Source organism: Pseudomonas sp. TWR2-1-1 (assembly GCF_049897045.1).
Lineage (GTDB): Bacteria > Pseudomonadota > Gammaproteobacteria > Pseudomonadales > Pseudomonadaceae > Aquipseudomonas > Aquipseudomonas versuta.
Genome location: NZ_JAFCVM010000003.1, coordinates 549,164 through 560,952 on the forward strand (window position 1 = coordinate 549,164; position 11,789 = coordinate 560,952).

Annotated in this window: 8 protein-coding genes; 4 read left to right on the forward strand and 4 right to left on the reverse strand. The window is 59.6% G+C overall.

The genetic code is table 11. From position 1 onward, the window contains the following. Positions 1-7 precede the first annotated feature (7 nt). The 3 genes from ACP7BO_RS10650 to ACP7BO_RS10660 form a co-directional block, all read right to left on the reverse strand. Entirely contained in the window at positions 8-2,260 is a 2,253-nt protein-coding gene (locus tag ACP7BO_RS10650) for an ATP-dependent DNA helicase (protein WP_426210172.1), read from the reverse strand. After that, positions 2,257-3,906 (reverse strand): VRR-NUC domain-containing protein, encoded by a 1,650-nt coding sequence (locus ACP7BO_RS10655; protein WP_426210174.1) that lies wholly within the window; start codon positions 3,904-3,906, stop codon positions 2,257-2,259. Before ACP7BO_RS10655 ends, ACP7BO_RS10650 begins: the two co-directional genes overlap by 4 nt. Before the next feature lie 925 nt (positions 3,907-4,831). Further along, positions 4,832-5,854, reverse strand: coding sequence for a zinc-dependent alcohol dehydrogenase family protein (locus ACP7BO_RS10660; RefSeq protein WP_426210176.1), 1,023 nt, complete (start codon positions 5,852-5,854; stop codon positions 4,832-4,834). Positions 5,855-6,096: 242 nt separating this feature from the next. Here ACP7BO_RS10660 and ACP7BO_RS10665 point away from each other — a divergent pair, with 242 nt between their 5' ends. From ACP7BO_RS10665 to ACP7BO_RS10675, 3 genes are all read left to right on the forward strand, one after another. Next, complete coding sequence (locus ACP7BO_RS10665) at positions 6,097-7,011, forward strand: LysR family transcriptional regulator (RefSeq protein ID WP_003445313.1); 915 nt, start codon at positions 6,097-6,099, stop codon at positions 7,009-7,011. A 440-nt stretch (positions 7,012-7,451) separates the two neighbouring features. After that, a complete protein-coding gene (locus ACP7BO_RS10670; RefSeq protein ID WP_426210179.1) occupies positions 7,452-8,390 on the forward strand; it encodes a LysR family transcriptional regulator in 939 nt (312 codons plus the stop codon). A gap of 459 nt (positions 8,391-8,849) precedes the next feature. Continuing rightward, positions 8,850-10,043 (forward strand): MFS transporter, encoded by a 1,194-nt coding sequence (locus ACP7BO_RS10675; protein ID WP_426210181.1) that lies wholly within the window; start codon positions 8,850-8,852, stop codon positions 10,041-10,043. Positions 10,044-10,213: 170 nt separating this feature from the next. Here the strand turns inward: ACP7BO_RS10675 and ACP7BO_RS10680 are convergent, their stop codons facing one another. Continuing rightward, complete coding sequence (locus tag ACP7BO_RS10680; RefSeq protein ID WP_426210183.1) at positions 10,214-10,402, reverse strand: hypothetical protein; 189 nt, start codon at positions 10,400-10,402, stop codon at positions 10,214-10,216. Positions 10,403-10,434: 32 nt separating this feature from the next. Between ACP7BO_RS10680 and ACP7BO_RS10685 the strand changes: the two genes are divergently transcribed. Beyond that, on the forward strand, positions 10,435-11,733 hold the full coding sequence (locus tag ACP7BO_RS10685) for a TonB-dependent receptor (protein ID WP_426210185.1): 1,299 nt from the start codon (positions 10,435-10,437) through the stop codon (positions 11,731-11,733). Positions 11,734-11,789 lie beyond the last annotated feature (56 nt).

The following is an 11,789-nucleotide window of genomic DNA, read 5'->3' on the forward strand; positions in this document are numbered from 1 at the left end:
TGTGCTCTCAACCCAACTGCCACCAACGCGGGAACAGCTGTTGCACCTTGGCCTCGGCAAAACGGTCGTCAATCAGAAACAGCGTGCCTTGATCGTCCTGGGTGCGAATCACCCGCCCGGCAGCCTGTACCACTTTTTGCAGCCCCGGATACAGGTAGGTGTAGTCATAGCCGGCGCCAAACAGCGCGGCCATGCGCTGTTTGATCTGCTCATTGACCGGATTGAGCTGTGCCAGCCCCAGGGTCGCGACAAAGGCGCCGATCAGCCGTGCTCCGGGCAAGTCGATACCTTCACCAAACGCCCCGCCCAGCACCGCAAAACCTATGCCCTGGCCCGTGAGCGTGAATTGATCGAGAAACCCCTGGCGCGCCGCTTCATCCATACGCCGCGACTGCACCCACTGCGGTAGGTGCGGGTAGCGTTCGGCAAGCAGCCCGGCCACCTGTTGCAGGTAATCAAAGCTGCTGAAAAAGGCCAGATAGTTGCCGGGGCGCTGCGCAAACTGTGTGGCGATCAGCTCCACTATGGGTTCCAGCGAGGCCTGGCGATGCACAAACCGGGTGGATATCCGGCTCACCACATGCACCGCCAGTTGCCGGGCATGGAACGGTGACTCGACATCGATCCACACAGCATCGGTGGGCAACCCCAGCAAGTGGGTGTAATACGTGCGCGGGCTCAGGGTGGCGGAAAACAGCACATTGCTTTGCGCGCTGGCCAGTCGTGGCCCGATAAAAGGGGCCGGCACAATATTGCGCAGGTTGAGTTGTGACAGGCGTTTTTTGCCGCTTTGAGTGAGGCTGACGTCGAACAGAAAGTGCGGATCGAACAACTCCGCCACGCGGTTGAATTGCAGGGCGTCAAAGTAGAAGCCTTGCAGATTGCCGGCCAGACCCTGGGGGTGGTCGTTGAGGTAGTCGCCAATGGCGGTGATACAGCCCGCCAAGGCATTGAGCCATTTGGCCGGCAATTGCCCGTGTACCTGATAAGGCCCGACCTGCTCCTTGTGCAGGGCATTCCATTCCCGATTGAGGCGCTTGAACACCTTGTCCAGCGCGGCCGGGGCGTCCTGACGCACGCTGTTGAGGGTTTGCTGGTCAAGGCTGGCGCTGTACATCTGGCGGGCGCGCTCCACCAGGTTGTGCGCTTCATCCACCAGCGTCGCGACCCGCCACTGATTGGCCTGGGCCAGGCCATACAGCAAGGCGGTGAAATCGAAGTAATAGTTGTAATCGGCAATGACCAGGTCTGCCCAGCGCGCCATCTCCTGGCTCAGGTAGTAAGGGCAGACCTGATGCGCCAGTGCGACATCGCGCAACGTCTGCTGGTCCAGTGGCGAATGTGCGACCGCCGCCAGCCGCGCGGCGGGCAGGCGATCATAAAAGCCCTTGGCCAGCGGGCAGGAGTCGCCATTGCAGGCGTTCTGCGGGTATTCGCAGGCTTTGTCCCGGGCCACCAGTTCCAGAACCCGCAGAGGTGTGTTGGCTGCTTGCGGATAGAGCACTCGGGCGGCATCCAGAGCCAACTTGCGCCCGGGGGTTTTGGCCGTCAAAAACAGCAATTTATCGAGTTGCCGGGCAGGCATGGCCTTGAGCAAGGGGAACAGGGTGCCGATGGTTTTACCAATCCCGGTGGGCGCCTGGGCCATCAGGCAGCGACCGCCGCTGGCCGTCTTGTACACCGCTTCGGCCAGAGCCCTTTGCCCGGTACGGAACTGCGCGTGGGGGAACGCCAGGGTACGGGCAGCCGCATCCCGCGCCTGACGATGGGCCATTTCCTGATCGGCCCAGGTCAAAAACAACGTGCATTGCTGATTGAAGAACGCCTGCAGCCGGGCAGCGCTCCAGGTTTCCTGCAGCCGGGTTTCCTGCTCGCTGACGATATCGAAATACACCAGCGCCAGGTTGACCTCGGGCAATTGCAGGCTTTGACACAACAGCCAGCCGTAGACCCGGGCCTGAGCCCAATGCAAGTGGCGGTGATTGGCCGGTATCGCCGTGAAATCGCCGCGATAGGTTTTGACTTCCTCCAGAACATTGGCCGCCGGGTCATAGCCGTCCGCCCTGCCCCGCACGGTCAAGGCACCGAACTCACCTTCCAGGCTCAACTCGGCCTGATACACGGCACTGCGCCGGGAAGCTACGGTGCGGTGCCCGGCAATACCCTGCTGAGCCGTAGGCGACGGGGTGAAGCGCAAATCCAGGTCGCCGGCCTTGGCCGTGAACTCGCACAAGGCACGGACTGCAACGCGATAGCTCAAGTGCCCGGTTCCTGCCATTGCACGTAACAAACGGTTACCGGCATTTGATGTTGCTCGCAAAGGTCCAGCCAGCGCAGCTGGTTGTCCTGCAAGCGGTCACCCGGGCCTTTGACCTCGATCATGCAGTAGGTTTTTTGCGCCGGGCAAAACTGGATCAAGTCCGGCATGCCCGAGCGGTTGGCCTTGATGTCCTGCAACAGGCGCAGGAACCATACCTTCAAATGCGCGGGCGGCAGGCACGTCAGTGCGTCTTCCAGCAGCGCCTTGCTTAGATAGTTCCAGGCCACAAAGGGTGATTGCACGCCGAACTTGGCGCCATACACATCGCGGACAGTCTTCAGGTACTGGCCGTTATCGAGCTGCGCCAGACAGGCTTCGAACAAGGCGGCGCGGCGCAGGTAGAAGTCTTGTTCCAGCAAATCGGCCGGGCCGCTTTGGTACGGGTGGAAAAATGCCCCGGGCAGCGGTGCAAAAATGGCCGGCCAGCACAGCAACCCGAACAACCCGTTGATCAAGGTGTTTTCAACGTAATGCACTGGCTCGTGCGGCGTGTGCAGATGTGCCACCACCCTGAACTCGACCGAGGTTGCCTCAATGCGCTCCAGGCTCAGGTCCAACCGTTCAGGGGGCCTGGGTTTGGTTCGCACCAGCGCCGGCATGCCGAGCTTGCGTCGCAGCCGCGGCAGCATGCGCTGCAATTGCTGATGCTCGGCGTCGTTGAACGGCGCACCTTGCGCAGCGTCTGCCAGGGTCATGGCCTGCGGGTATTGCTCCAGCAATTCAAGTACCCGGATCATGCGCAGGCGCGCCTCGGGGTGCCCGCAGTGCTGGTAAACCTCCAGTGCCCGGGCCAGCTCCCCTGCCCGTTCGTGGTGCTGTCCGAACTGGAACAGCAAGCGGGCCCGGCGCCGTTGCAGCCAGGGATTGTCTGCCACGTAGTCCAGCACCGCTGGCAGCACGGCATTCACATCGCCAGCACTTTCAAACTGTTCGCGACAGGCATAGAGATGCAGATAACCGTCAATATCGGCCCGGCAGCGCAAGGCCCGTGACTCGGGGCTGATATCAACCTTTTCGTAAGTGAACAGCCCCAGATCGGCCAACACCAGATCTGACCAGCCCTGGCTGAGGTTGCCAAAGAACATCAGCCGCAAGCGATCGCCCAGCGCCCGGTTACCAAGGCTGTAAAGCGGTTCTTGCAGCGTGGGGTGCCATGCGCACAGGCTCTGCATGTGCGGGAAGTCGCCGGCCAGGTCCTCCAGCCAATCGGTTTTTTTACCCTTGGGCCGGGTGAGATGGGCGCCGAACCGTGCGTGAATTTCCGGCTTGGTCAGCACGTCAAACAGATCTGTCAGGGCCAGAGGCGCCTGATCATCCACCCAGCCCAGCGCGATCAGGGGGGCTGCCGCCTGGCAGGGATCGCCGATTTCCGGATAGGAGAGTTTGCTTGCGCGAAAATGTTGCCCCTTGCGCATGACCATGCGCACCCACAGCGCCCGGGAAGCGTTGGGCAACAAGGCAAAGCCGGCAATGAACTGCTGCTCCTCGGTACTTAATACATCGCTGTACCGGCTTGCGATCCAGTCGAGCACGTGCTGGAAGTTTTTAAGGTAATAGAGCGGGTCTTCAAGAGGGTCGGAAATCACGGGCAGAACAAACCACTGATGTTGAGTACTGGATATGCGTACAGATAGCAGTTTGCCCGGTGCTCTGGCAAATCCTATTGGATGAGTGGTTCGGGTTGTGAATGCAAAATAGGGGGGGCGTTGGCGCAATGACCTGTGGGAGCCTGGCTTGCCAGCGATACTGACGCCGCGGTGTGACTGCCAGACCCGGCAGATCCCTGCATCGCGGGCAAGCCCGCTCCTACAGAGTCAACCCGGTCAACACTCCCCGTGGGAGCCTGGCTTGCCAGCGATACTGACGCCGCGGTGTGACTGCCAGACCCGGCAGATCTCTGCATCGCGGGCAAGCCCGCTCCTACAGAGTCAACCCAGTCAACACTCCCAGTGGGAGCCTGGCTTGCCAGCGATGCTGACGCCGCGGTGTGACTGCCAGACCCGGCAGATCTCTGCATCGCGGGCAAGCCCGCTCCTACAGAGTCAACCCAGTCAACACTCCCCGTGGGAGCCTGGCTTGCCAGCGATACTGACGCCGCGGTGTGACTGCCAGACCCGGCAGATCCCTGCATCGCGGGCAAGCCCGCTCCTACAGAGTCAACCCAGTCAACACTCCCCGTGGGAGCCTGGCTTGCCAGCGATACTGACGCCGCGGTGTGACTGCCAGACCCGGCAGATGCCTGCATCGCGGGCAAGCCCGCTCCTACAGAGTCAACCCAGTCAACACTCCCCGTGGGAGCCTGGCTTGTCAGCGATACTGACGCCGCGGTGTGACTGCCAGACCCGGCAGATCCCTGCATCGCGGGCAAGCCCGCTCCTACAGAGTCAACCCAGTCAACACTCCCCGTGGGAGCCTGGCTTGCCAGCGATGCAGGCCACGCGGTGTTACATCAGGCACTGCATCGCGGGCAAGTTAGAGCCCCTGAGCCTTGCACTCAGGGGCGTTGCTGTTTCAATCGTTGGTCAGTTGTAATGCTACCCGCCCGCGGCATGGGCAATCGTCCATGTAGCGATGCGCCTCGACGAAGTCTTCAAACGGGAAGACCCGCACGTCCAGTGGCAACAGCACCCGGTCGGCGGTCAACTGGTTAATTTCACGCAGGGCCCGTTGCATGGCCTCTTCGTCCTGGGCAATACCCAGCTCTGGCTTGCCGGTGAAGTTACCGATGCAGTGCACAAAGAACTGGATGTTTTTCTGGAACGCCGCACACGCCGGGAACGGTGTGTTGTTGCCACCTTGCAGGCCATACAGCACCAGACTGCCACGGGGCGCCAGCACGTCACCGAGCACCGACATTTGCGGGCCACCCAGGCCATCGAGAACAACGTCGACACCCTTGTTGTCGGTGATCTTGTTGATTTGCATCAACAAGTCCTGCTCCTCGGTGACGATGACCTTGTCGGCACCCAGCCCCAGCAGGTATTCGCGCTCTTCGCCGTCGCGGGTCGCCGCAATGACCTTGACCCCCAACGCCTTGCCCAGCTGCACAAACGAAGGGCCGGCGCAGTGGCTGGCATCGGTGATCAGCACGGTCTGTCCGGGCTTGACTCGCGCCAGATCGACATAGGCAAAGTAGGCAATCAGCAAAGGCGTGTAATGCACACTGGCCTCAACCGGGGTCAGCACATCCGGATAGCGCGTGAGGACCGAACGCGGCATCACGATCAGTTCGCCATAGGTTGGATAGTCGTTGGGACTCTGGCCAGGAAAGCTCGCGACCTTGTCACCCACCGACAAATCCGTAACACCGGGGCCGACCGCAGTCACCACTCCGGCCATTTCATGGCCGATACCCGCAGGCAAACGGGCGTGGCTCGGGGCCAGGTTCTGCCGCCAGAGCACGTCATACCAGCTGATACCAATGGCCTGGACACGGACCTGCACTTCGCCAGCCGCAGGCGCAGCGACCTCGTGCTCTTCGCACGTGAGTACCTCGGCCGGGCCAAACTTGTGAAAACGGATCGTGCGCGACATTACAAACCTCGCCTAATTAATCGCTAATGCCACGGACTTTATCCGGGCTTTGTGCGCAAGACTAACAGACAGCATTAATAGTCGACATGCCTGACATTGATCCGCAGGCATTTTGTCCGCTCGCAAACAGCACTGCGGCCAGTAAAAACGCAGAAAGCCAATCTACCGTGTGTCGATTTACGAGTTTTGCCAGTAAGATCCGTTACCTACCTCACCGTTGAACCGCCTGTGAAGCCTGCCAGATGAACCGTAACGACTTGCGTCGCGTCGATCTGAATTTGCTGATCGTCTTCGAAACCCTCATGCATGAGCGCAGTGTGACCCGCGCCGCCGAGAAACTGTTTCTGGGGCAACCGGCAATCAGTGCGGCACTTTCACGCCTGCGCAACCTGTTCGACGACCCTTTGTTTGTGCGCACCGGGCGCAGCATGGAGCCTACGGCCCGGGCGATCGAGATTTTTGCCCTGCTGTCTCCGGCCCTGGACTCAATTTCCACCGCCGTGAGCCGCGCCTCGGAATTCAACCCGGCCACCAGCACCTCGGTATTCCGGATTGGCCTGTCAGATGATGTGGAATTTGCGCTGCTGCCCATGTTGCTCAAGCGCTTGCGCGCAGAAGCGCCCGGCATCGTACTGGTAGTACGCCGGGTCAATTACATCCTGATGCCGCCGCTGCTGGCTTCCGGCGAAATTTCAGTGGGCGTCAGCTATACCAGCGACCTGCCGGCCAACGCCAAGCGCAAGGTATTGCGCCGCAGCAAACCCAAGCTGTTGCGCGCAGACACCGTGCCCGGCCCGTTAAGCCTGGACGACTTCTGCGCCCGCCCCCATGCCCTGGTGTCCTTTGCCGGCGACCTGAGCGGCTTCATGGACACCGAGCTAGAAAAAATGGGCCGCAAGCGCCACGTGGTGCTGGCAGTGCCGCAGTTCAATGGCCTGAGCACCCTGCTCGCCGGGACCGACATCATCGCCACCGTGCCCGACTACACCGCCGAAGCCTTGACCGCGGCAGGTGGCGTTCGCGCTGAAGACCCGCCGCTGGACACCCCGGCCTTTGAACTGCACATGGCATGGCGCGGCGCCCAGGACAACGACCCCGGGGAGCGCTGGTTGCGCTCGCGGATTCAGATGTTCTTTGGTGACCCGGAGAGTCTGTAGGTGTCGTCGGGAAGGCTGTTTAGCTGATCATTTCTGCCTTTCCACAAACCATAGAGTTCCATTCACTTCCAGTTGTTGCGTCGGCCTCTTCAATTGCTTGATAACCGACCCGACCGGCGTTGTTAATCAAGATATCGGTTTGCTCTTGAGTGCCGCCTCAGCCTGACAATGTATATGCACGTTGTTTAATACTAACGGCGACGCAAGTTGATACATGCTTCATATCAAGCTGATGTTCAATCCAAATGATCCCCTGACGATTATTTATCGCAAGGCCCATCCGCAAACGTCCCCGCGGCATTCAGGCCTGCTCGACAGCGCTTGCAAGTTTTTGGATCAAACGTACAACTTGGCGATGTTTATGCCTTAGTCGAGCGCCTGTTTACCGCTACCATTGCCGCACCCAGCCCACAGATCAGTTCAATGAAGGAACAGAAGAAATGATCGAAACCCGCCTGCTACGCCAATTCATCGCCGTGGCTGAAGAGCTGAATTTCAACAAGGCGGCCATTCGCCTGCATATGGCTCAGCCTCCGTTGAGCCAGGCCATCAACCGGCTGGAAGACAAACTGGGGTTCAGTCTGTTCACGCGCAATAAACGCGGTGTCAAGCTGACCCCGGCTGGCGATGCATTCCTGAACACTGCCTACAGCACGTTGAAGGAGCTGGAGCTTGGCATCGAGCACGCCCTCCAGGTGTCCCAGGGCATTGCCGGCAAACTCACGGTGACCGCGTTGTCGATCGCCTACTACGAGTCACTGCTCAGTACCTTGCGCCAGTTCCGCGAGTCCTACCCCAAAGTCCAGTTGATCATCAAGGAGATGCCCTCTTCCAGCCAGGCCAGGGCCATTCTGTCGGGAGAAGCGGATATTGCCTTCATGCGCAAGTTGCCGATCTCGGCGCAAAACGTCGAGTCACGCCTGCTGCTGGACGAAGAGATCGTGATTGCGCTGCCCGCCGATCACCCGAAGGCGAAGGAAGGTCGGATCGACTTGAGGGATTTCGCCGGGGAAGACTTCGTATTCACCCCCCAAGCCCTGGGCATCGGCTATCACAGTCAGTTGATCGCCTTGTGTGAAGCCGCCGGTTTTTACCCCAGGGTGGCGCAGGAGGCTGCGCAGATCCAGACCTTGATCGGCTTGGTGGCCTGCGGTTTCGGCGTTGCCCTGGTGCCTGAGTCGATTGCCGGCTCAATCATGCGCGACAAGGTCCTGTTCCGCCGGATCAACCCCGTGACCGCCTCCCCCAACCCGGCCATCGGCCTGTATATGAGCTGGAACACCGACAACCAATCACCGTTGATGGACAGCTTCATTTCCATGCTCGACTTCAACGCCGATCCCCGGGTCGAGGGGATGCTGGCCGCCCAGGTCAGTTAGAGTGCCAGCAGGCTGTTCAAGCTCGCGACGCCAGTGCGCGGGATCAATAACCTGGCGGCCCGGCCGTCATCAACGGTGCAGATAATGGTTATGAACTGAGATTCACTTGCCCCCGTTAAAAAGCTCCAGCAAACATTGGCGAGCCTACCGATAAAGCAAACTACTTTCACGTCTATTGGCAAGCGCCTGCAGCTGTCAGCGAGAAAAACCGATACTTGAGTAATCGACCTGTTATTTATTCAGGATCGTGCCGCCCCGTGATACGCCAACCTGCCAAACATCACAATTAAACCAGCCATTCACCGCGGATCAATACTCGCGCCATCAAAAAGCAACTAAGGCCCGCCAATAGTATTAAACAGAGACTTTTAAAGTATTTCTCATCTCACTCTTGGCGCCGCACTATCCCCTCCACCTTTGCAATAACGGGTTCCGCCCCTCCCCCACAACCGAGTCTTTATGCCAGCCGTCATCTACATTTTTTCGCTCTGTACTTTTACCTTCGGCCTGTCCGAATTCGTTGTTGCCGGCCTGGTGTCGGCAATCTCGATGGACTTGCATGAGTCCATCTCGCAAGTTGGCTCAGCCATCGCCGCCTATGCCTTGGGCGCCGCCATCGGCGCCCCGATCATCACCGCCCTGTTGGCCAACTGGCGCGACAAAACCGTCTTGTTGCTGACCCTCGGCGTGCTTGCCGCCGGCAGCGTTGCCATCAGTCTGGCGCCCGATGTACTGACCTTGCATGGCGTACGTTTCATCATCGGCCTCGCGCATGGGGTATTCATGGCCGTGGCCTCCAACGCGGCGGTCAAACTGGTCGACCCGGTGCGCGCAGGGCGAGCGCTATCGCTGGTATGGATGGGCCTGACCCTTTCAATCGCCTTTGGCGTGCCTCTGGGCACCTTCTTCGGCAGCTACTGGTCATGGCGCATGGTGTTCCTGGCCATCGGCGGCCTGGGCCTGATCAGCACCCTGGGCCTGGTGCTGCTGATGCGCCAGCAACCCCGTTCCTCGAGTCACCGCGCCACAGACCTGAAACAAAGCATAGCGGCCCTGTGGCACCGTGAACTGTTGGGGGCTGCCACGATCGCGATGCTGGTGAGCGTGGCGACTTTTTCATTCTTTACCTTCGTATCGCCGTTCCTGCTGAACATCACCCGTGTCCCGCCGCAGGTTCTGAGCCTGGCGATGCTGGTGTTCGGTATCTGCTCCATTCTCGGCAATTTGCTGGGAGGCTATCTTGTGGATGCCTTCGACGCCGATCGATGTTTGCTCGGCGGGTTGACGGCATTGATGCTTAATCTGTCGGGGTTGCACCTCTGGGGCGATTCGATGATCGCCACGTTAACGCTGGTGGGGCTATTGGGAGTGGTGTTCTTTGCCATAGTGACCCTGTCGACCCTGCGCATGCTGCGCCTGGCACACTACTACACTCCGCAGTCCAGTGCAGTGGCTTCAGGGCTTAATATTGCGTCGTTCAACCTCGGAACGGCGTTGGGAGGCATAGGTGCAGGCTGGGTGATTACCCATTTCGGGCTCGCCTATATCCCCATTGCGGGCGCCGCTGCAGCAGGTGTGGCCATTAGCACACTTGCCCTGCAAATGAAAAGCAGGCCTCCCACTGCCGATGGACACACGGATCGATGCCCCTAGGGTCTGTACGAAATGTTTTCGAGCGAAGGTCAGGCAAGGCGAAAACAGGCGGCAAGCGGAGTTCACGGGTTGTGAATGAGCATCCCGAGCCTGTTTTCAATGCCGCATAACCGAGCGTAGATACGACAGCATTTGACACCCCCTGCGCCCCTCCTTAAAGCCGCGTGCACTCAACCGGGTGCTGGCGCAGGGACTTTAGACCGGGCATGCCGAATCAAAAATGGTACCGGCAGTATCACCAGGCTCAACACGCCCATTAACCAGTACACATCCAGGTAACTCATCATCCGTGCCTGGGCGTAAACCACTTTCTCGACGCTGGTCAATGTGTGACCCAGCAAGTCGGTGCTGACCGTCACATGTTCCGAAAGGCGTCCAAAATGTTGCCAGCGTGGTCGCAGTGACAAGCCTGTCGAAAAACAAGGTGGACTACACCGGCTCGTTTTTCCCCAACGGCTATTTCAACGAACTCAATGCCGACTACGAGGCTGCAGGCCTGGCGGGTTACCAGAACCGCGCCAACAACCCCTACAGCAGCACGTTCAAACAGGCCTTCCAGGAAATTCGCTACGTGTCGGCTCCGGATGCGCCGATCAAATGGCTGGCCGGGGCCTATGGCGAATACAGCGACAGCCAGCGCGCGTACACCGCAACCAGCACCTTTGACCCCGCGATGGGCATTGGCGACGGTGTGACCCAGACCTCCCGCGGGCAGACCAAAACCACCTCGTTTGCAGTGTTCAGCGATGCCTCGTTTGCGGCCACCGACAAACTGGAAATCTTTGGTGGACTGCGTATTGGCCATGACAAAAAGAAATTCGACTACGACTTCAGCGTCGACAACCCGGCCTGGACAGCACTGGGCATGGATGCCGGATTTGTCACTGCCCAGCATGAGACCTTATCCACCACTTACGCGGTACCGCGCATCGGTGTGCGCTATCAATTGACCGACGACACGCAGACTTACGCGAGCGTTAGCCGGGGCTTCAAGTCCGGCGGGTTCAACATCGGGTTCGTGCAAAAAGGCGATGAGCGCCCGTACAAAAACGAAAGCCTGGTGAGCTATGAAATCGGCCTCAAAAGCGAGCTGATCAAAAATGTCCTGAGCCTGGACACCGCGCTGTTCTACATCGACCGCAAAAACCAGCAGGTGCAAACCTACAACGCCCTGACCCAGACCACCCCGGTGGCCAACGCCCCGAAAAGCCGTTCTTTGGGCGGGGAAGTGACCCTCAAGGCGCAGCTCGACGAACACTGGAGCGGCTACGCAGGCCTGGGCTACACCGACACGACCTACGTCAAATTCGAAAACGCTCCGGCCACCGGCACCACAGGCGTGGTAGATGCCAGCGGCAAGCAGCAGCAATTTGTGTCCAGGTACACCGGCAAACTGGGGGCTGCATACGCCTGGGACATAGGCGCGTACAACCTCAAGGGCCGCGGCGACTGGGGTTACCAATACCGTTCGAGCTTCTACTTCGACCAGTCCAATACCCAGAAACAGGGTGGTTATGGCTTGGTCAACGCGCGTTTAAGCGTGGGCAACAACGAGTATGAAGGCTACGTGTGGGGTGAAAACCTTAGCAACGAACGGTATCGCACCTCGGCCGCTGACTTTGGCTACGGGCGACTGGTAACTGTGGGCAACCCACGTACGTTCGGGGTGGGCGTCAGTAAAACGTTCTGAGTTGAACCGGTAAACGCCTTGCCCGCGCCGCTTAAGGCTTTGATGCCATGACATCG

Coding starts and splice junctions, on each gene's coding strand:
- ACP7BO_RS10670 (WP_426210179.1), top strand. CDS start 7,452: ATGATCGAAACCCGCCTGCTACGCCAATTCATCGCCGTGGCTGAAGAG.
- ACP7BO_RS10665 (WP_003445313.1), top strand. CDS start 6,097: ATGAACCGTAACGACTTGCGTCGCGTCGATCTGAATTTGCTGATCGTC.
- ACP7BO_RS10660 (WP_426210176.1), bottom strand. CDS start 5,854: ATGTCGCGCACGATCCGTTTTCACAAGTTTGGCCCGGCCGAGGTACTC.
- ACP7BO_RS10675 (WP_426210181.1), top strand. CDS start 8,850: ATGCCAGCCGTCATCTACATTTTTTCGCTCTGTACTTTTACCTTCGGC.